This window comes from Hydrogenovibrio kuenenii DSM 12350 (genome assembly GCF_000526715.1).
GTDB lineage: Bacteria > Pseudomonadota > Gammaproteobacteria > Thiomicrospirales > Thiomicrospiraceae > Hydrogenovibrio > Hydrogenovibrio kuenenii.
This window is the reverse complement of record NZ_JAGP01000001.1, coordinates 2,304,633-2,325,186: the sequence shown is the minus strand read 5'-3', so window position 1 is coordinate 2,325,186 and position 20,554 is coordinate 2,304,633. Positions and strand designations below refer to the sequence as shown.

Below are 20,554 nucleotides of genomic sequence, written 5' to 3'. Positions count from 1 at the left end.
AGAGTCATTATATCGCTGAGTGAAATGTAGTTGGATAAGGGTTTGTTATGATCATCATAGACACTTGGCAAGTATCCGCAGACAAAATAGTGGTTAGCCTAGCTTCGCTAAGACTGCTTCTGTTGTACCCGTCTCACCAATACGTGGAAAGATGCGAGTTATGGTGTGGTGGTGTGCTTCTGTCGTAAAATCCGACATAGCATCTGAGACAAAACTAAGGTTATAGCCAAGTACACTGGCATCGCGAGCAGTGCCTTCCACACCGATACTGGTGGCAACACCGCCAAGCACGATATTGGTCACTTGTCTTTTTTGCAGCTTTTCATGCAAACCTGTGTTGAAAAACGCGCTCCAAGAATGTTTGGTGATGAAAATATCATTTTCATCCGTGGGAAGGTCATCGACAATTTTCAGGTAGTTTTCGCTGGGTGGTTGCGTGCCGCTGAGAGGATTGTCTTTGCGGGTTTTCGTCCACGCCTCGCCATAGCTGTTGACGTTCACGATGACAATCGGCAGTCCCTTTTTTCGGAAAGCGGTTATCAACTTAGCCGCGTTGTCCAGCACTTGAGGAATGCTGCTCATCCCCGCCAATTTGTCGGGTTGAGCTGCATGCGCATGAGCCGCCACTTCTAAAATGCCCTGTTGCAGGTCAATGAGAACCAAAGCGGTGTTCGTGTCTAGGTCAGTAATCATAGTCAGTCCCTTTTTATGATTAAAGACAACGCACTATTTTTGATAGGCGCGTGTCAGTTGGATGATAACCGGAGATAAAACCAACAAAGCAATCAGGTTAGGAATTGCCATTAAAGCATTTAACACATCCGCCAAAATTAAGACTGTATTGAAGTAATCTGAAAGTGCTGCGCCAGCAAATACCGCCAGTACCCAAAGTACTCGATAAGGTTTCAATAATTTAACACCCAGAATATACTCGGCGCAACGTTCACCGTAGTAACTCCAGCCAACCAGCGTGGTAAAGGCGAAAAGCGATAAACTGACCGCGACGACAATCGCCCCAAAGTCTGAGCCTAGCCCTTTGGTGAAGGCTAATGAGGTTAAGGCTGAACCGGTTTCACCACTCTGCCAAGTATGCGTAACCATAATCACCAAGGCGGTCATGGTACAGATGATAATGGTGTCGATAAACGTACCCAACATCGCAATATGACCTTGGCGCACAGGACTTTTGGTTTGTGAAGCTGCATGAGCGATAGGCGCTGTTCCCAAGCCGGCTTCATTGGAAAACACACCACGTGCCACACCAAATTGAATCGCTAGGATAATACTCGCGCCAGCAAAGCCACCCGCGGCAGCGGTGCCAGTAAATGCGCTGTCAATAATGGTGCTAAAGGCATAAGGCAATTGGTCAGCGTGGGTGAAAAGAATAAACAGGGCAAATCCGATATACAGTACCGCCATCAAAGGCACCAATGCCGTTGCCGTGTGAGCAATGCGTTGAATGCCCCCAAACAATACCAAGCCGACTAGCCCCATCAAAATCAAACCAGTGATTTGGTTATTGAGGTGAAAAGCGCTTTCCATCGCACCCGCAACCGCATTGGCTTGTACCATATTACCGATACCGAAAGCCGCAATGGTGCCGAAAGTAGCAAAAGCAAACGCAAGCGGTTTCCACTTTTCGCCCATACCGTTTTTGATGTAATACATCGGGCCACCAACATGGCGACCTTCTTCATCCACCTCACGGTAATTTACCGCTAATACGGCTTCACTGTATTTGGTTGCCATACCGACCAGAGCAGTCATCCACATCCAGAAAATCGCTCCCGGTCCACCGATAAAGAGTGCTGCGGCTACACCCGCTATATTTCCGGTTCCCACAGTGGAAGATAGCGCCATCATTAAGGCGCTTGAAGGTGGCACATCACCCTCTTCTGTAGAGTGTCGGCCTTTCCAAACAAGGTTGAATGCATAGCCAAGATTGCGCAGAGGCAAGAATTTTAAACGAATGGTTAGGTAAATGCCTGTGCCAAGTAATAAAACCAGCATAACAGGTCCCCAAACCCAACTGCTCAGAGTGGAGAGTAGGTGATTGATGGCGTCCATAGTCGCTCCCGAAGAGATATATTTTGATTAGAAACATGCGCAACGGTGCGCTAGGAAAAGTAAATTACTGTACAAAATACCGTGTCTAAAGGTATTTGTCTAGTTTTGGCAGGCTGGATAAGTGGTTTAGGTAGCGTTAGGCTACTAAGGTAGCCAACGCCATGGCGCAATCGTCTTAACGATAGGAAACCAACTCTTCAAGAGGTAAACGGTATTTAGGGCGTTTAGTATCGTTAGGTGTACCAAGCGCCATGATGACGTGTAGGTTGTATTCTTGTGGGTTTAAGTCGAGTACCTCCATGACTTCACTTTTCATGAACCCTTCAATCGGACAAGACCCTACACCGAGCATTTGTGCTGCTGTCATCATATTCCCCAGGGCGATATAAGCTTGTTTCCCTGCCCAATAAGGCGCAGTTTGCTCGTTGAATTGACTCATATAAAAAGAGTAGAAATCCATCAGCCCAGCAAAACTCGTTTCGTCCAGTCCCCAGCGGCCAAATTGTTGATGAACATATTCAGATTCCGGTTCAACATCGGTACGGCTAACAAAAATTACCAAATCGCTACAAGTATCGATTTGCGGTTGGTTACCGCAATGAGGTTTTAAAGCGTCTTTGACGGCTTGATCACGAATCACGATAAAGCGCGTAAACTCAAGACCAAAAGAGGTTGGAGAATATTGTCCTACTTCGAGAATTTTCGTCAGTGTGTCACTATCAATTTTTTGTGTTGGGTCAAAAGATTTCACAGCATATCGTTCGTGAATGGCGTGCATAAAGGCATCTTGCGCTGAAGTGAGTGTGGTCATAATTAAATCCTTTGTTTGGTTCAGTAACGTTAAAAATTAGTAAGTAGCGACATGCTAACATCATTGAGACAAAATAATAAGAATGCACTTTTTTGTACTATACTTACCAAAAAGTAACTATAAAGCGAGAAAAACCTATGTCTCAATCGAAACCCTGCGAAATTCATATCAACAACCAAGTTTACAATTGCGCGTTTCAGGTAGCAATTGATGTGTTAGATGGAAAGTGGAAAGGGCTTATTTTGTGGTTCTTACAATCCGGCACTAAGCGTAATAGTGAATTATGCCGATTAATACCAAGCATCACACAAAAAATGCTGACGCAGAAATTACGAGAACTGGAAGAGGAAGGCATCGTTTATCGAACTGTCTATCCTGTAGTGCCGCCAAAAGTGGAGTATACCCTTACGGAGCAAGGCGAAAAGTTAATTCCGATATTGGAATCGCTTTATCAATGGGGAGAAAACTATATTGTCGAAAGGCAAGCAGAAGACAAAGTGCAAACCGCTTAAAACCAGCGAAAATCTGCCAGGCAGGGGTGTCAGAACTTATCTGGGTTGATGTCCGGTAGGTGTTCTGAGACTTCTAAGTAAGTTGAATAGGTCGTCAGGGTTTCAATCACTTGGGGTAGCGGGTCAGCATAAATATCGGGTAAATCCATTTCACCTTCTATCTGTATCGGAAACGCCAATTGTTCATCCGGCGGACAAAACTGTGCATTCACTCCTGGTTTATTGCCTCGCGCGTCAATGCGATACCAACCGTAATCTTCTAAAAAAACCGCATTCAGCCCATGCAGGCAAAAAGGCGGTGTTTCGTCATTAATCGTCAGGCGTTGATAACACAACCCAGCGGGAATCCCATTTGCTCTGAGTAAGGCTGCCAATAAATGACTTTTGGCATAACAATAACCCGTACCGTATTCCAAAACATCCGAAGCCTTGCAGGTTATCGGGTTGCATTTGAAATCCCAACTGTGCGCTATTTCATCGCGCACAAACTCAAAGCAGGCTTTGGCAACTTCGGTATCGGTTTTCAGATGCTTGGAAAGCTGCTTGGCTTTCGCTAAAACCTCTGGATGATCCCAATCAATGATGTTTGAAGAAATTAAGTAAGCTTTCATGTTTTTTGCCTATCACAAAGATTTCATCAGTTCTGCAATACCGTTATCTAAAGAGTTGTCGGAGGCGGCAAGTGTGGTGATGACGTTCGCTCTATCCGCTGCCGATCGGTTTTGGTTCAGTTTGAATTTCGCGGAGATGTCTGTCACTTCGATTTCAAATCCCACAATCATTTTCAGCAGCATGTCCTGTTTGTCCGCAGGCACGTTTTCTTGCCAGGGCTGTGGCAACGTCGGTTCATGTGTGGTAATCAGGTCGTCTAACATGGCATTCAAACGATCTGCATCCTCAATCAGGTTGGCTTGTCCACGCAGATGCACAACGGCATAATTCCAAGTTGGCACGCCCGGGCTTTGGTACCAAGTGGGCGAGATATAAGCGTGTGGGCCTTCAAACACAACCAGTGCACGTTGCCCTTCCGCCAAATGTTGCCATTGTGGGTTGCTACGTGCCATATGACCGATAACCTTTCCTTTCCCGTTTTCATCATTAGTTGGCTCGTAGGTTAAAGGCAAGTGAGTGACATAAGGTTCACCTTGGTCAGTGGTGACCAACATCGCAAACGGGTACTGGCGCGTCAAAGCCATAATCTTGTCTTGATCGTATTCCGCAAAGTCATCGGGAACGTACATAGTCACTCCAGCAGATTCGGTTGATTTTATGGCTGTGTAAATTCAGGTGTCAGAACCCTATTCTAGAAGATAGGCTATAATTTCTCTAATTTTTTAAGATACAGAACTATGATAATTGAACAGATAGAAATCACCGACCTTTCTCATGATGGTCGTGGCATAGGGCGCGTTGATGGCAAAACGATCTTTATAGAAGGTGCAATTCCCGGCGATATCGTTTCGGCAAGGATAATGCAATCGCAAAAAACCTATGACGAAGCCGCGTTGGTGGAGGTGAAAACCTCATCGGAGCACCGGGTTGAACCTTTTTGTCCTGTCTATAATGAGTGTGGTGGTTGTCAGTTGCAGCATGTTGATATTGCAGCGCAACGCGAATGGAAGGCCAAGCGTTTTCTCAATGCCTTGATTAAGGCGGTGGATGCCAAGAAATGCAAAATTGCCGACCCTTTAATCGGAGAAAACAAAGGTTACCGTCGCCGCGCGCGTTTTGTTTACGGCAAACACAAAACCGATAAAGTCGCTAAGTTTGGTTTTCGCGCTAAAGCATCAAGTGAGATGGTGGATATTGAGTCCTGTCCACTACTCACCGATGAAATGAATGCAGCGTTACACGTGAAACGTGAGCAGTGTTTACCTGTGGCGAGTCGTTCTCTAAAAGAAGTTACCTTGGTTGAGTCAACACTGCCTAAAACCCAACCTGTAATGCTTTGGTCAGATGATGAAACCAGTACCAAAGCACACTACACTTTGGATGATTTGGTATTTGATTTTCCAAAAGATGGGTTTATTCAGGTCAATGCGGAGATCAACCAAAAAATGGTCGCGCAAGCCTTGGAATGGTTACAGCTTGAATCAAACCATTCCGTATTGGATTTATTTTGTGGCGTGGGGAATTTCACCCTACCGATTGCACAAACAGTGTCGAAAGTGGTTGGTGTGGAAGGTGACCCCAGCCTGGTAGATTTTGCACAAAGAAATGCCAAGAAAAACAGCCTGCCAAATGCAGACTTTTACAAAGCTGATTTGTTTGACTCCGCTAATGATTTTCACTGGTTCCATCATCAAACCTATGATCGCGTGTTGCTCGACCCAGGCCGACAAGGTGCCATGTCGATCTGTCAGCAAATGGGTAAACTTAATGCCCAAATTATCGTCTATGTTTCCTGTAATGAATCGACACTGATTCGTGATGTTCAGCTTTTAGAAAAGCAAGGCTACCAAATTCGTAAAGCTGGATTTATGGATATGTTCCCGCATACGTCTCATGCCGAAGTCATGGTGCAATTGGTCAAAACCAAAAAAACTGCGAAGAAAAAATCACCGGGTGTGTTTCGTTTTTAGAGATTGAAAATCTGCCAGGCTGGGGTAATCTTGAGCATCAAAAAACCCCGCGAAAGCGGGGCGAGGAGCTTATGACAACTGGTAACTTTAAAGTCTTACCAAGACTTATAAGGTAGGAATTTACCATTCATTGTTACGACCACACGATCACCCGCTGGGTTTTCTTCTTTGTCGATGTGCATTGAGAAATCAATCGCACTCATGATGCCGTCACCGAATTTTTCGTGAATCAATTCTTTCATTGTCGGGCCATAGACACCAACGATTTCATATAAACGATAAATCAAAGGGTCGGTCGGCACCGCTTTTTCCCAACTTTTGTGCGGAAATGCCTGTAATGCACCAACAACTTCCTTAGGCAGTTTTAGAAATGCACCGATTTTTTCTGCTGGCTCAGGTTTCAAACTGTTCATTCCCAAACAAGCTGAAGTGGTAAATACTTCACTCAGCTCCGCTGCTTCAGCGATCTGTCCCCAGCTTACGCCTAATTCGTTCTTAGCCAGAATGATGGCTTCCGTCATTGTAATTTTGTCCATAGATAGATTTCCTTTTCGTTATTGCAAATCTTGCAAGTATCAAAAGAGCAACCGCTATACCAAAAGTGTAGATATTTTTTAACAAGTTGATTTTATTGATAAAAACGAAAAGTTGATGAAATGAAGACGTGTTACTTTAGGCGTTTTTATATGAGTTTGTTTGCAATTGTTAAACAATGTAAGTCATTTGAATAAGATTGTAAGAAATTGTAATACAAAATTAGAGAAAAATATCAGGAAAATAGCTTATGTCATTGAAATAAAACAACAAAATATGTCTGGCACAAACATGGTTATAAGGGAGATGAGTTTTAACAAACACGAAGAGAAAACTTAACAAATTCAAATTAACCATTGTTTAGGAGATAAAAATGGCTGAAGTATATATTCCATCTTGTTTAAGACCGATTGATAACGACGGTTTGAAGCAATTGGGTGAGCAAGGAAAAGCAGCACCAGACACAATCAAGACCCTTAAATCTAAAACGGTTTTAGAAGGTCAGTTTAAAAACTTGAACTATATCCGTGACCTTCCTGCGATTGTCGTGGATGAGCCACCTGGATTGTTGGGTGAAGATACTGCACCAAACCCATCTGAAATGGCGTTGTTGTCTTTGGGTTCATGTTTGTCAGTTGGTGTTCAGGCAAACGCAACGGCACGTGGTATCAACCTGACTAAATTGGAAATCTCATTGGAAGGTGACATCAATATCACTGCGGTATGGGGAACGGGTGATGTCGACCCTGACAAATTGTTGGGTGTTCGTGAAGTGCGCGCATTCTTTGATATCGAAGCTGACTGTTCGGCAGAAGAGCTAGAAGATTTGGTTCAACACGCAACCAAATGGTCGCCAGTTGCGAATACTTATATGAATAAGGTTCCAGTAACTCCAAGTCTGGTGAAGTAATGGCAAAACCGGCTCGGGATTTGCCGAGCCGGGATTTGAGGTAAAGAAGATGATTCAACAAATAGTTAAAGATGTTTTAAAGCCAAAGGTCATTGATATCGACCACGGTCTTTATACGACAGAAGTATTGGAAAAACTGGGTAAGGCGGGTGCTTTTAGACATCATATCGCTTCGCAGAACAACGGTACGGTCGATGTGTTCGGCTCTATTCAGGATATGGCGACAGTATCACGCGAGTGTATGACGACTGGCTTCATGATGTGGGCGCAGGATGTCTGTACTTGGTACATTGAAAACTCTGAAAATGACTGGCTGAAACAAGAGATTTTGCCAAAGATGGTCGATGGTGATTATTTCGGCGCAACGGCTTTGTCTAATCCGATGAAGTATTTTGCGGGTATTGAAGAGTTGAAGCTATCTGCGGAAGAAGTAGAAGATGGGTATATCATCAATGGGACTTTGCCTTGGGTATCCAACCTTTTAGAGAAAAGCGACAAACACTTTTTCGGTTCTATTTTCCATGTGCACGATTCAGAAGGCAACACGAAAGATGTGATGGGGCTGATTCCTTGTAACTTGGATGGTTTGACCATGAAACAGATGGTGGAGTTCGCGGGTATGGAAGGGTCTGGTACTTATTCCCTGCTGTTCGACAACGCGTTCCTACCGAAAAAATATCTATTGGCTGACCCAATCAAACCTTATCTGGAAAAGATCAAAGCCGGATTCATCTTGTTACAAACAGGGATGGCTGTCGGTGTGATTCAAGGTTCCATTGATGAGATGCGCAAAGCAGATATGACCCTTCATGAAATCAATGAATATTTGGATGACCGTCCAGAAGAGTTGGAAGAGGAGCTGGAAGAAGCGATTGAGTTGATACAGGCCTTGGCGGAAGAACCATTTACACCAGGCACAGACTATATGAAACAAGTGCTAGAAGCACGTTTGCTGGGTGCGGAATTCTGTAAGCGTAGCGCCGATGCGGTGATGCAGCATTGCGGTGCCAAAGGTTATATTGTCGATGCGCCGGCACAGCGTAAACAAAGAGAAGCCTACTTTGTGATTATCGTGACCCCTTCCATCAAACATTTGCGTAAAGAAATTGCTCGTTTGGAAGCATAAAGAAAGGGTATAAGGAGAAAAATTATGTCAGAGCCATTTCGTAAATATATTTGTAAAACCTGCGGTTTGATATACGACGAAGCCGAAGGCGATCCAGATAGCGGATTGGCTCCGGGCACGCGGTTTGAAGACATTCCCGATGATTGGTACTGCCCGCTATGTTTGGTGTCAAAGTCAGATTTCGTATTGATTGATGATGCACCGAAACCGAAATCGGATGTCGCAAGACCTAAGTCGAAAGTCGGCGGTAAAGAAAGTATCGTCATCATTGGTGCAGGATATGCTGGTTGGACGGTTGCCGAAAAAATCAAACAAGAATTGCCCGATGCGGATGTCAGTATCGTCACTGGATGCGATGGATCGGTTTATCCAAAACCGGCGATTTCCATGGCCATGTCTCAGGGGCGTGACGCGAAGGATTTAGTAGAGTTTTCCGGTGAGGAAAAAGCTGGTGAACTGGGCATTGGGATTAAAACCCGCGCCAAAGTAATGAGCGTCAATACCAAACGTAATCGTCTAATGACCACCAGCGGCAGTATCAACTACAGTAAATTGATTCTGGCAACAGGTGCCAGTGCCATTAAGCCGATGCTGTCTGGGGATGCTGTCTCAGATGTGATGACCATTAACGACCTGGCGGCCTATAAGCGTTTCCGCAGTGCGATTGCCGATAAAAAGCATATCACCTTATTAGGCGGTGGTTTGATTGCGGTGGAAATGGCGGAAGATTTGATCAGCCAAGACTACCAAGTCACTTTGTTGGTAAGAGGCGATACTTTGATGAGAAACTTACTGCCTTCCCAGCTATCAACGAAACTGGCGGAGGCCTTGATCAATAAACAAATCGAGATTGTTTACGAAGCACAACTGGAAGCGATCGATCATGACGGCGATGCCTATGCATTGAGCCTGGATGATGGTTCGAAACTGGCTACCGACTTGTTGGTGGCTGCGATTGGCTTGAAGCCGAATATCGATTTGGCCAAGAAAGCCGGTTTGGATGTTTCACGTGGCATCTTGGTGAACCATCAATTGCAAACCTCAAATGAAGACATTTATGCGATTGGTGATTGTATCGAAATCGATGGAGAGCTACAGGCATTCCTAGAGCCGATTCGTCGTGAAGCGGAGACCATCGCCAAGCATATTGCAGGTGATGCCTCAGCAGAGTTCAAGGTGGTGCCGCCATTGGTGAAAACCAAAACACCGTCACTTTCTATCATTACCTGTCCGCCACTTAAGAAAGATGCGCATGGTGACTGGTCTATCGTGTCCAATGACGAGACCAGTTCAGAAGTCAGTTATCTGGTAGAAGAGCAAGTGAAAGGGTTTGCGTTATCAGGAGATAAGGTGAATCAGGCTGCGAAGCTTTATAAAGCGCTAAGTGCATAAAGTGTATCAGCAACAAAAAGAAAGAGAGCATTTAGCTCTCTTTTTTGTTTACGATCTCTAACAACGCAAGGCGTTTACATATCAATGCCGAGCTTACTCATACGGTAGCTGAACTGCCTTGGGGTCATATTCAGTAACATTGCTGCGCGGGTTTTGTTGCCGCGAGCTTGCTTCAACGCCATCATCAGGTTTTCCTTTTCATCATCCGAAACCTTCCAGTAAGCGCGTTTACCATCATTGCCTTGCCAGTTTTCCATTCGCTCGTCATCGCTAGGATAAGCGGTGAATCCACCGTTGGTCCCGTTTCTGGCAGGCGCTTCCCAGTTTGAGGCAATGCTCTGAGGTACAGCGTTAACCGCGGTCTCTGTCACCAGCGTTGGTGATGACAGCGAGGTATTGTGTGTAATCGCGCTTTCTTCGTGAATGATTTTCTGTACCAGCCCCAAAGTGACGAATTTATCGTCTTCAGCCAACAAAACGCTACGTTTGATGACGTTTTCAAGTTGGCGAATGTTTCCTGGCCAAGAGTAGGTCTCTAGGAAGGTTATGGCTTCCGGTTCGAGAATCGCATTGGTCAGATAGTCTTGGTTTGTCTGGTTTAAGAAATGTCTGATCAGAGTGCGAATGTCGCCGTGACGGTCGCGTAGCGCAGGCAGTTCAATTGGGAATACGTTGAATCGATAGAATAAATCGAGACGGAATGAACCTTCGTTGACCGACTTATAAAGGTCTTTGTGTGATGCGACGATAACACGAACGTCTATTGGAATATCCTGTGTGCCGCCAATACGAGTGACGGCTTTATCTTCGAGTAGTCGTAACAATTTGGCTTGCAAAGCAAAGTCCAAGTCCCCGATCTCATCGAGAAATAGCGTACCGTGGTTGGCCAACTCAAACTTTCCTTTTTTCTGTTGGGTCGCGCCCGTGAAACTGCCTTTTTCATAACCGAATAACTCAGCTTCAAGTAGCTCGGCCGGAATCGCGGCACAGTTGATGGCGATAAACGGATTGTCTTTACGGTTGCTGGCACGGTGAATCATACGAGAGAATTTCTCTTTCCCCGTTCCAGATTCCCCTTTTAACATGACGGTTACCGGTGTGTTGGCAGCACGAGAAGCTTTATCCAATGCCTGAAGCAATAACGGGCTTTCACCGATAATGCCGTATTGGCTACCTTGCCCAAGGGCGACGCTTCGCAATTGCTCGTTTTCTTGTTTGAGAATGAGAGTTTGGCGCTCCAGCATTTGATGAACTGCAAGAATCTCACCGATGAATAAGGAAAGAATTTTCAAAAAGCTCAAGTCGCGGTCAAAAGAACGTTTACGGTTTTTCAGGCGGTTGAACGCCAATACGCCAATACGTTCGTTCTTTCGGATAATCGGCACCGCCAAGAAGGAAACAGGCTCTTGAGGGAGTGTTTCACGATCAACCGTACGGAAAAGGTAGTCGGTCTCTTCGTCAATATCGGGTACGACCACGGCACGCCCCAGGTGCATGACCTTCCCGGTAATCCCTTCTTTCGAGCCAAAGCGGCTGCGCTCGATTTCATCTTGCGTCAGTCCATAACCGTAAGCGGCATAAAGGTTTTCAGCCTCTTGATCATGTAAGAACACTCGACCACGATTAAGACCCATTAGGCGAGAACAAATACTCAAAATATTGTATATTGCGAAATCGGGGTCATTGGCATGCTCAATCTGTTGAGCCGCTTCTTGAATAACGACAAACTCGGAGTCGTTGGCTATATCGAATTCTTGTAGTTTTGTCGTCATAGGCTTTCTTTCGTTTTAGTATTGTTGCTTTTATAGGGGGTTACGCTATGTCCATCTCTTGTCATTTATACGATCAATTTGAAATCGCAATCATGAAACATCAGAAGGTCAAACTGTCATTTCATGCAAACAAACCTGACTTTGTCGGGTATCTGAAGGATCTTCAGACGCGAGAAGGCAAAGAGTTTGTCATCACCGAATCCAGTGATGAGATTTGTTTGGATGACGTGACAGACATCACAGTCGTATAAACGCAAAAGGCTCAAGCCTCTAGGGTTGCGATATGATGTCGCAAACCCGTTGGATTGAACCGATTGTGTTGAGTTTATTGTTTTGACTAACGTTGCCAAAAAATTATTCCATGCGCCAGCTGTAGAGTTTGATGAGCCTTGCCGCGATGCTGTCCAACATGTATCCGATGATACCGATGACAACAACGACAGCGGCTAGCTTGGCATAATCAAGTGTATCACGTGCATCGTTGATGGCATAGCCCAGCCCGCTGGTAACCCCAAGGTACTCGGCAGGCACTAATACAACCCATGCAACCCCTACTGCTAATCTGATACCAGCGAAAACGTCTTGGGCAATTGCCGGCATAATCACACGCATCAACATCTGATAACCGTCTGCGCCAAGGTTTTTCGCAACCTTGAACCAAAGTGGATCAATACGTTGCACCCCGTGGGCTGTACCAAAAATAATCGGCCATACTGCAGCGATGGTGATCAGGAAGATAATGGCATTGTCCCAAGTTGCATAGACCAATACTGCGATTGGCATCCAAGCCAACGGACTGATCATTCGCAATAGCTGAAATGGCATATTGGCGATTTGTCTAATAGTAGAAAAATAACCAATAATGATGCCTGCAGGTACACCTAGTAAAATCGCCCAAAAGAGTCCGACAAGAATACGGTACAAACTTGACCAGATTGTTTGCCAGATTTCACCACTTGCTACCAGCTCATAAAGTGCTTCGAATGCTGGCGCAGGTGCAAAACTGGCAAAAGATTCCGTATCTGGGTTGGAGGCAATCCAGATGCCTCCAAGCCACCATAAAAACAGTAGTATCGCCATACCGAAGGTCGAAAAACTGACATTCTGCGCCCAAACCGGTAGCTGCCGGAAAGCCGACGTGGCTTGATTGACTACTGAAACCATCATTGGTGTTGTAGTTGTTTCACTCACAGCTTGAATACCTCTTCACGTGTTGTTGGATGAGCAGGGTTAACGCCTTCGACTTTATCCCATGCACCGAATTTATCCATCGCATTTTTTACATATTCGTAGTTGACCAAGTCTTTCGCTACAAATTTACTATCAAGCTTCTGTAGGAAAGTGGTGTCCCCAGCAACCAAAGTTGTTTTCAGGTGATCTACAATGAATTCTGTCGCAGAAGGATATGGCCATGGGTTGAAGTCGATACGACCAACACCCCAGTCTGGATGATGAATGGCATCTGGATGCGCATATTCTGTTGTTGAGTAGTCAGTCATCGCTTTCAATACCACTTTTGCTTTCATCGGCAAGTAACGTTTACCTTCACGTGAGAGCATTTTGGCGACTTCTTCTTTGTTTTCCTGAGCGTACATAGCGCCTCTAACTACGGCATTCATCACTTTTTGTGACCATACTTTTTTCTTTTCTGTATGTTCTTCGTGCATACAGACAACGCAACAAGGATGGTTTTCCCAGATATCGCCAGTAAAACGAATCATTTTCGCACCGGCCAGCATTTCACCAGCGGCATTGAATGGTTCTGCCACGATATAGGCGTCGATTTTTCTTGCAGCCAAAGCGGTTGGCATATCTGGTGGCGGCATGATTTGTAGGTTAACCTGGTTCGGTTTTAGCTTATCCGTTTGATCCTGAATCACAGGTTCCAATCCTGCATTTTTCAATGCCATCTGTAACACGATATTGTGCATGGAATACCAGTAAGGAACTGCTACTTGTTTGCCTGCTAAGCCTTTGAAGTCTTCGATGCCGGTATGTTTACCGACCACAACACCAGAACCATTAGTGTGCGCCCAACCGGTGATTTTGACCGGGAAGTTGTTGTTATAGCGCATCCAGATTGGAATCGGCTTCAGGAAGTGAACCAAGTTGAATTTTTTGGCAGCGAAACCTTCGATCAATGGCGACCAACCGCGAATCAAAGTTGGTTTAGCGACTTTTAGGCCTTCGTCTTCGAAAAAGCCCATCGCGTGTGCGACCAAAAGCGCACTGGCATCGGTAATCGGGATGTAACCGATTCGTACAACTTCGTCTTCAGGCATTTCCATATTGGCAAATGCCGTATTCGGAAGAGACATCGCAGCGGCTAACCCCCCAGCAGTTGCCATGGAATCTAGAATAAATTCACGGCGACCTTTTACAGGGTTAAATACATAATCATTCGAGTCTTTATCGTTCCATTCACATAAATGACACATGGGGAATACTCCTTTAAAAATTATTGGTTCGCGACTTCAGCCATTTCTTTTTGTTTGGCTAAGTCGATTTGCTCGAATTGGTTGAATAGGGTTTCTTTCAACTCAATAAAATCCGCTGCGCTGCGGTCTCTCGGATAAGTAAGGGGAACATCTAGATCTCCGACGATTTCCCCTGGGTTATGACTCATGATGACAACTTTGTCGGCCATGGCGATGGCTTCCTCAATGTCATGGGTAACCATAATCATCGTAATGCCTTGCTCATGACAAATTTGAGCTACTTCGGTTTGTAGTGCGGTACGGGTAAAAGCGTCTAATGCCGAAAATGGTTCGTCCAACAATAGGATTTCCGGTTCAGTCGCTAAAGAGCGAGCTAAGGCAACACGTTGTTGCTGACCACCGGAAAGCTCCTGTACGTTCTTGTCTTTGTGTTCGGATAAGCCCACCATGTCTAACAACTCTTCTACTCGATCTTGTTTTTGTTTGTAAGTGCCAGCGAACACCAATCCTAACGCTGCGTTTTCACGGACGCTCATCCAAGGATAAAGCGATGGTTTTTGAAACATCATGTTCCATTTCGCACTGGGTTTAACAACGGTTTTACCGTTGATGCGTACTACACCATCTGATGGAAGAAGAAGCCCGGCAATCATTTGCAGCAAAGTTGATTTACCGCAACCGCTTCGGCCGATCATTGCAGTTAGCTGGCCTTTTGGGATATTCAGGTTAATATTGGTTAACACTGGTGGTAATTGTTTTTTGTAACTATGGGATAACTCGGCTATCCAAACGTTTGATGCATGTGCAGTCATAATAATTTTGTTCCATAAATGAATTTTATTTAATATCTATTTAGCTTAGGGGATGCCAGCTATTATTTATTCTTTTAAATCAAAGACATAAGTGAAATTTATTGTTTTTTGTCATGTTTTATGGGTATTGTTTGTAAACAAAGTCTTACATTTTGTAATGAATTGTAAGTTTTTGGTGCAGAACGGAAAGTTTGGCAAAAACTTTGTCATTAGGTTTGTAAGCGCTTTGTTTTATCAATAAAAAAGCCCGCTAAAGAGCGGGCATAGTCGACAAAACGATTTGCTATTAGAATTTGGCCTCACCCCAAATCCAGATTTTGTTGGTATTTTTGTAAGTGGAGGCACTGTCTGCGCTGAAAGAAGCGTATTTGACCCCAGCCGTATACACCTTGCCAAACTTCTTGGCAGCCAACAGGTCGTATTCCGTACCATATTTTGAGCCGCCTTTATCAGCGCTAAAGTCGTGATATGCCGCGGCTAACTTCATTCCCAAGGCTTTTCCTGAGACGTTTAGATAGTTGTCTATCAAGCCATTTGCTGGTGTACCGCCAACAGGCCCGATAAACATATCTGCCCAACCGTTATAGAGGTGAACCGTACCAAGAGGCGTTTGGAAAGCATGTGTGCCGTTACCGCCGAGTTTTTCCTGACCAATTTTCACAGCAGCTTTCTTGAAGCCTAGGCCCAGTTCTGCTCGAGTATAATCCCCACCGATATTGGTGCTGTCAGCATACTTGCCTTGCGTGGCATATTCGATGTGATAGATAGCCTTCATGCTATCGCTGATGCCTGTTTTCCCGGCAAATCTCAGGCCTGTAGTCTGGCTGTCTTTTTCCGCTGCGCCTAGAGTGTTTAGGTCATAGTCGATCAAGTAAGCGTAAGCCGTCAGCTTGCCGAAAGGAATCCCGCCGTAAGCTGCCTGCAAGGCATGGGTCTTCATGATACGGTCAACACCAATTGGATTACGCGTGTCGGTAATATAGGCATAGTCCAGCATTGTTTTTGGAATGATGGCGGTTTTTAAAGTCACCCCTGTGTAAACCTGTTCGGTTTGACGCCAGCCCACATTTCCTAAAAAGCGCGTGTCGAAAATGATGCGTTGCTTACCGGCTTTGATAGCGGTGCTACCCACTTTATAACCAATCCATGCTTGGTTAAGAACCGTGATGGTCGGATCTAAAACGACGGCCTTAGTCGCATCACCACCTGCGCCAGGCCCAGCAGCAACATAATAGTTTTTTCTGCCGCCTAAGGCTTCAGTGCCTGACATTTCAACAAAGCCAGTGAAGCCTTTGTAATCTCCCGTCAGGTAGCCAACGCGAGTTCTTTCGGTAAAAGCGGCCGCGTCGTCTTTGCCTTTTTGGTTAACGCCTTCGTAGCGCAGGCGAATATCGACTGTCGGTTTACCACCCGTTAGCGCATCGGTGAACTCACCGGCCATGACTGTAGGGCTGGAAAAAGAAGCCAATCCGATTGCAGAACCTGCAAGGACGGCATGAATGTGTTTGATTAAAGGTTTTTGCTTCATAACGGTCTCCTAACGTTTCGGTTCTCATTCGCACTGGTTGCGCCAAAATTAGGAAAAGTTAATAGAATCAATAAACTAGCTTTATGGCAACCCTAAAATCTAAGCTAAATCAATGAGTTATATGTTGCTCTTTGTTAACAATTTGTTTGTCTTTGTCAACAAAGATATGGAATTGGTCATGATCTGTTTGGTGCTGAAATCTGGTGAAGACCGTCAAAATCTACCAGGCTGGGTAAGGTGTTTTTATGCAGATATGAGATATTTTATGAGCATGGCCAAACACATTAGGGCAACCAAATAACGTAAATGGGTTGGGTTGATACGGAATAGAAAATGCGAGCCGAGCCAAGCACCAAAGAGTTGCCCCAGCATCATAATGCTACCGAGAACCCAGACCACATGTCCTGCAAAAATAAACACGATTAAGGAGGCTGCATTGGTAGCGAAATTGAGTGTTTTAGCAGTGACAGTCGCTTGCAGCAACCCTTGACCTTTTAATGACACGCCCGCCAGACTGAAAAAAGAACCCGTTCCGGGGCCAAACATGCCGTCATAAGCGCCGATAGTCGGTAGCACAAAACGTTGGTAGGTTTTATCTGATACTTTATGAGGGCGGTTAAGTTCATGTGGCGCTTTGGCAAATAAAAAATAGAATGCAATGATCGATAACACCAGTGGAATCAACCAAGACAAAAAAGCCGTGTCCAGAAATTGAATGAAAATAGTACCTAGCGTTGAGCCGATAAAGGCTGAGAGCATCGTCCATTTCACTTGCCGCCAAGTAACTTTTTTGTGCTTTAGCATCATAAAAGTCGCCATGCCAGTGCCAACGGTGCTTTGCAGTTTATTGGTACCAAGTGCCGCCAATGGTGGTAATCCACTGACGATTAAAGCAGGCAAAGTTAATAAACCACCACCGCCTGCCAGTGTATCAATCATGCCTGCCAGTAGTGCAATAGCGAACAGAAAAGCAATGAGCTCAATCGAAAGTTCGGGCATAGAACTAAGCTGTTGGTAAGAATTTCTGTCGAACCGCCTTGATACCAAACGCAAATAGAATTATCACGCTAACAGCACTGACCCAGCCTGGCAGAAATTCATGGTGATGCATAAGTTGTTGATGCAAGTCGATTTGCCAATCATGTGCTATCCAATCAACCGCAACTCCGAGAGCAATGCTGGTGACAGCAAGAGAGGCAACATAAAGTTTCATGGCTTGTGCGCCCAGTTCTTGTTTTAGAATGCCGAGGGTGGCTACATTGGTAGAAGGCCCTGCCAGCATAAAAATTAAGGTGGCGCCCGGCGATAGGCCTGCCAACATTAACCCTGCTGCTACCGGGGTAGAAGCGGATGCACAGATGTAAACCGGGAAACTGGCGACGAATACCAGTAGATAAATCCACCATTGATTTTGGTACTGCAACAAGAAGTCGTTGGGAATAAAAGTCATCACCAGTGCCGATAAAACCAGACCGATGAATAACCATTTTTTCATGTCGTCTAGCATTTGGGTAAAGGCGTAATGAACACCTTGTAGTAACGTCATTTTAGGTGCGTCGTCTTGTTTTTCCGCACCACAGCAACTTTCTTCTTTGTCTGTTTCTTCTGCTTTCTCGGTTGAGCAACAACTGCTTTTAGGGGCTTCTTCGTGGCAACAGCTGGCAGCAACAGTTTCATTGGAAGCGGCCTCTGTATCATTGTGTTTTGCAAACCAGCTAATGCTTAACCCGGTGACAATAGCGGATAAAACCGCAGAAATGGGTCTAATGACCGCCATAAATGGCCCCAGTAGCGCATAGCTTAGAGAAATGGAATCAACCCCAGTTTCGGGGGTGGAAACCAAAAAGGCTGCAGTTGCGCCTTTGGAAGCTCCCGAACGATGTAATTGGGTGGCGACAGGAATGACCGAGCAAGAGCACAAAGGCAAAGGCGCACCAATTAAAGCACCTTTAATGACGGGGGTGCTACCGTTGCCCGATAAATGTTTGGCGACCCATTTATTCGACACTTTGGCTTTGATAATACCCGCAATAATCAAGCCGAATATCAGCCAGGGCGCTGAAATAGCAAGGGTTTGCCATAGGTTTTGTATAAAAGTCGCGAACATAAATCACCTGAGAAAATGGAGTCGATTAATTGTCATTTTACGCCAAACAACATTACAAAGGAAATGAGAATTATTTCTAATTATTAAAAAATTCAATGACTGTACAACAGGATTTTAATTGCAAAATATAAGCATTCACTTAAAATTGATTTTATGACAAAACGACTCAGACATTATTTGATGGCCTTTATGGTACTGTTCTCTGCCCTGTATTCACACTGGGCGATGGCTATCCCTTTGCCTTCAACATCAGCTTCAACTGCTCAGTCTACTGAAGTGAGTCATGCAGCAATGGGGCATCAGATGTCGAAAGACACCGCTATGAATATGCCTGCTTGTCATATGATGCAAATGGATATGCAGCAACAAGATGCCCCTAAAATGTCTTATGCACATTATTGTCCTTATTGTCATGGTCCTTGCCATTACGATATGGATCAATGCCATGTGATTTACCCAGTGGCAGATATGATGACACCTCAATTCGATTTTGAAGTGCCATCAGAAATGCCGGTTTTCGCTATTAAAACTTCTTTACCTGTCGCGCCTACCAGTAAACACATTCGTCCTCCTAAATTCGCCTAGTCTTTTTTTGCTCGTTTGCGTGCTATGAACGCAGTCTTTGCGCATTTTGCGTAAACAAAACAGTCAATTTTTAAGACATTCGAGTTAACCCTCGAAATAAGGTGAATTCTATGAAAACCCGTAGGCAATTTCTTTATGGTGTGCTATCTGCTGTCATCAGTGGGCTTCCAGTTGCGAGCTTGGCAGATACCACCGCCAATAACAAGCTTCCATCACTTGTGCCAGAAAAAGGTGACAACAAAGTTCTGTATAAATATGTCTGTCCGATGCATCCGCAGATTGTGCGTGACCATCCGGGTACTTGCCCTATCTGCGGTATGAAGCTGGTGAAACAATTATTTAAAGCGTCTGAACAGGCACCGAAGATTTCCGTTAGCCAAGGCGGTGTGTCAGGCACCAAGCAAGGTTTTGCCATTCGTACCGCTAAGGTACAGAAAACCACGCTTTGGAAATATATCCCTACCTTTGGAAAAGTCGTTGCCGATGAAAGTAAGGCTGTTCATATCCACCCGCGTGCATCGGGGTGGATTAGCGACCTAGCAGTGCGCAGCAATGGCGAGAGTATTAAAAAAGGTCAGTTGTTGTATCGCATCTATTCACCAGAAATCGTTTCGGCTCAACAGGATTTATTGCTGGCCATTCAAAATCGCAAGCGTATTGGTAAAGCCGCAAATTCTTTGGTGAAGTCGGCAGAAATTCGCCTGTCATTGTTGGGGCTGGACAAAAGCGTGATTCGCCAAATCGAGCGAAGAGGTGACACGATAAACCAAGTACCGATTTATGCGCCGCAAAACGGTGTCGTGTCGAACCTGATTGTGCAGGATGGTATGTATGTGCAACCTCAGACTGAACTGATGAATGTAGCGGATTTATCGACCGTTTGGGTGGAAGCAGAAGTGTTGCCTTTGCAACAAAGTTGGATTAAAGATGGGCTGACAGCCGACATTTCCACCAATGCTTTTCCTAAGCGAACTTGGGAAAGTGTTATCGACTATATTTACCCGGTAACCGATACGGCATCGCAAGCATTGAAAGTACGTTTGCCAGTGGAAAACAAAGATCTGTCTCTTAAGCCGAATATGTTTGTCGATGTTGCCATTTATGGTGGACCTAAACGCAATACCTTAGCCATTCCTTTGAGCGCAGTGATTGACGACGGTCATGAAAAACGCGTGGTGAAAGAGTTGGATAATGGTGAGTTTCAGGTGGTGAAAGTGGTCACCGGTATGGAAACGCAAGGCATTGTCGAAATCTATTCAGGTTTGGAGGAAGGTGATCGTATTGTGGTTTCTGGACAATTCTTATTGGATTCTGAAAGTCAGATTCAATCTAACTTAAGAAAGCTGATGTTTAGCGGACATCAACACAAATAGGAGGC

General features: G+C 45.0%; 21 protein-coding genes. 8 read left to right on the top strand and 13 right to left on the bottom strand.

What is annotated here, in order from left to right; translation table 11 throughout:
* Positions 1 to 93: 93 nt before the first annotated feature.
* From N745_RS0110910 to N745_RS0110900, 3 genes are all read right to left on the bottom strand, one after another.
* Positions 94 to 693, bottom strand: coding sequence for an isochorismatase family protein (locus tag N745_RS0110910; RefSeq protein ID WP_024852163.1), 600 nt, complete (start codon positions 691 to 693; stop codon positions 94 to 96).
* Between the two features lie 33 nt (positions 694 to 726).
* The gene (locus N745_RS12050) at positions 727 to 2,067 is read right to left on the bottom strand and encodes an alanine/glycine:cation symporter family protein (RefSeq protein WP_038070740.1); all 1,341 of its coding nucleotides are present in this window, start codon (positions 2,065 to 2,067) and stop codon (positions 727 to 729) included.
* Between the two features lie 175 nt (positions 2,068 to 2,242).
* The gene (locus N745_RS0110900) at positions 2,243 to 2,878 is read right to left on the bottom strand and encodes an NAD(P)H-dependent oxidoreductase (RefSeq protein ID WP_024852162.1); all 636 of its coding nucleotides are present in this window, start codon (positions 2,876 to 2,878) and stop codon (positions 2,243 to 2,245) included.
* Positions 2,879 to 3,015: 137 nt separating this feature from the next.
* On the opposite strand from N745_RS0110900, the gene N745_RS0110895 reads away from it, so the two are divergent.
* Positions 3,016 to 3,390 carry a winged helix-turn-helix transcriptional regulator gene (locus tag N745_RS0110895; RefSeq protein ID WP_024852161.1) on the top strand — a complete coding sequence of 125 codons (375 nt, stop codon included), beginning with the start codon at positions 3,016 to 3,018 and terminating at the stop codon, positions 3,388 to 3,390.
* A 29-nt stretch (positions 3,391 to 3,419) separates the two neighbouring features.
* On the opposite strand, the gene N745_RS0110890 is transcribed toward N745_RS0110895, so the two are convergent.
* Together N745_RS0110890 and N745_RS0110885 are read right to left on the bottom strand one after the other, a co-directional pair.
* Positions 3,420 to 4,001 (bottom strand): transglutaminase-like domain-containing protein, encoded by a 582-nt coding sequence (locus N745_RS0110890; protein WP_024852160.1) that lies wholly within the window; start codon positions 3,999 to 4,001, stop codon positions 3,420 to 3,422.
* Between the two features lie 12 nt (positions 4,002 to 4,013).
* Positions 4,014 to 4,631, bottom strand: coding sequence for an FMN-binding negative transcriptional regulator (locus N745_RS0110885; protein WP_024852159.1), 618 nt, complete (start codon positions 4,629 to 4,631; stop codon positions 4,014 to 4,016).
* Between the two features lie 108 nt (positions 4,632 to 4,739).
* Here N745_RS0110885 and rlmD point away from each other — a divergent pair, with 108 nt between their 5' ends.
* Entirely contained in the window at positions 4,740 to 5,972 is a 1,233-nt protein-coding gene (rlmD, locus tag N745_RS0110880) for a 23S rRNA (uracil(1939)-C(5))-methyltransferase RlmD (RefSeq protein WP_024852158.1), read from the top strand.
* A gap of 95 nt (positions 5,973 to 6,067) precedes the next feature.
* Here rlmD and cynS read toward each other — a convergent pair whose 3' ends face one another.
* Positions 6,068 to 6,508 carry a cyanase gene (gene cynS / locus N745_RS0110875; RefSeq protein ID WP_024852157.1) on the bottom strand — a complete coding sequence of 147 codons (441 nt, stop codon included), beginning with the start codon at positions 6,506 to 6,508 and terminating at the stop codon, positions 6,068 to 6,070.
* 371 nt (positions 6,509 to 6,879) lie between these two features.
* Here cynS and N745_RS0110870 point away from each other — a divergent pair, with 371 nt between their 5' ends.
* Genes N745_RS0110870 through N745_RS0110860 form a run of 3 tightly spaced genes read left to right on the top strand, consistent with a single transcriptional unit; the run spans position 6,880 to position 9,934 of the window.
* Positions 6,880 to 7,416: an OsmC family protein gene (locus tag N745_RS0110870; RefSeq protein WP_024852156.1), complete on the top strand. Its 537-nt coding sequence runs from the start codon at positions 6,880 to 6,882 to the stop codon at positions 7,414 to 7,416.
* A gap of 49 nt (positions 7,417 to 7,465) precedes the next feature.
* Entirely contained in the window at positions 7,466 to 8,542 is a 1,077-nt protein-coding gene (locus N745_RS0110865) for an acyl-CoA dehydrogenase family protein (RefSeq protein WP_024852155.1), read from the top strand.
* 24 nt (positions 8,543 to 8,566) lie between these two features.
* Positions 8,567 to 9,934: an FAD-dependent oxidoreductase gene (locus N745_RS0110860; protein WP_024852154.1), complete on the top strand. Its 1,368-nt coding sequence runs from the start codon at positions 8,567 to 8,569 to the stop codon at positions 9,932 to 9,934.
* Between the two features lie 74 nt (positions 9,935 to 10,008).
* Here N745_RS0110860 and N745_RS0110855 read toward each other — a convergent pair whose 3' ends face one another.
* A complete protein-coding gene (locus N745_RS0110855) occupies positions 10,009 to 11,706 on the bottom strand; it encodes a sigma-54-dependent Fis family transcriptional regulator (protein WP_024852153.1) in 1,698 nt (565 codons plus the stop codon).
* A gap of 47 nt (positions 11,707 to 11,753) precedes the next feature.
* Here N745_RS0110855 and N745_RS0110850 point away from each other — a divergent pair, with 47 nt between their 5' ends.
* Positions 11,754 to 11,957 carry a hypothetical protein gene (locus N745_RS0110850; RefSeq protein ID WP_024852152.1) on the top strand — a complete coding sequence of 68 codons (204 nt, stop codon included), beginning with the start codon at positions 11,754 to 11,756 and terminating at the stop codon, positions 11,955 to 11,957.
* Positions 11,958 to 12,060: 103 nt separating this feature from the next.
* On the opposite strand, the gene N745_RS0110845 is transcribed toward N745_RS0110850, so the two are convergent.
* The 6 genes from N745_RS0110845 to N745_RS0110820 all read right to left on the bottom strand — a co-directional run bounded on the left by N745_RS0110845 (position 12,061) and on the right by N745_RS0110820 (position 18,591).
* Positions 12,061 to 12,897 carry an ABC transporter permease gene (locus N745_RS0110845; RefSeq protein ID WP_024852151.1) on the bottom strand — a complete coding sequence of 279 codons (837 nt, stop codon included), beginning with the start codon at positions 12,895 to 12,897 and terminating at the stop codon, positions 12,061 to 12,063.
* On the bottom strand, positions 12,894 to 14,144 hold the full coding sequence (locus N745_RS0110840) for an ABC transporter substrate-binding protein (protein ID WP_024852150.1): 1,251 nt from the start codon (positions 14,142 to 14,144) through the stop codon (positions 12,894 to 12,896). The genes N745_RS0110845 and N745_RS0110840 overlap by 4 nt, the downstream gene beginning before the upstream one ends.
* Before the next feature lie 20 nt (positions 14,145 to 14,164).
* On the bottom strand, positions 14,165 to 14,956 hold the full coding sequence (locus N745_RS0110835; protein WP_024852149.1) for an ABC transporter ATP-binding protein: 792 nt from the start codon (positions 14,954 to 14,956) through the stop codon (positions 14,165 to 14,167).
* A 286-nt stretch (positions 14,957 to 15,242) separates the two neighbouring features.
* Entirely contained in the window at positions 15,243 to 16,484 is a 1,242-nt protein-coding gene (locus N745_RS0110830; RefSeq protein WP_024852148.1) for a hypothetical protein, read from the bottom strand.
* A 243-nt stretch (positions 16,485 to 16,727) separates the two neighbouring features.
* Complete coding sequence (locus N745_RS0110825) at positions 16,728 to 17,483, bottom strand: TSUP family transporter (RefSeq protein WP_024852147.1); 756 nt, start codon at positions 17,481 to 17,483, stop codon at positions 16,728 to 16,730.
* 4 nt (positions 17,484 to 17,487) lie between these two features.
* On the bottom strand, positions 17,488 to 18,591 hold the full coding sequence (locus N745_RS0110820) for an SO_0444 family Cu/Zn efflux transporter (RefSeq protein ID WP_024852146.1): 1,104 nt from the start codon (positions 18,589 to 18,591) through the stop codon (positions 17,488 to 17,490).
* Between the two features lie 153 nt (positions 18,592 to 18,744).
* Between N745_RS0110820 and N745_RS0110815 the strand changes: the two genes are divergently transcribed.
* A complete protein-coding gene (locus N745_RS0110815; RefSeq protein ID WP_157833765.1) occupies positions 18,745 to 19,176 on the top strand; it encodes a hypothetical protein in 432 nt (143 codons plus the stop codon).
* A 110-nt stretch (positions 19,177 to 19,286) separates the two neighbouring features.
* Complete coding sequence (locus N745_RS0110810; protein ID WP_024852144.1) at positions 19,287 to 20,549, top strand: efflux RND transporter periplasmic adaptor subunit; 1,263 nt, start codon at positions 19,287 to 19,289, stop codon at positions 20,547 to 20,549.
* The last annotated feature ends 5 nt before the right edge of the window (positions 20,550 to 20,554 follow it).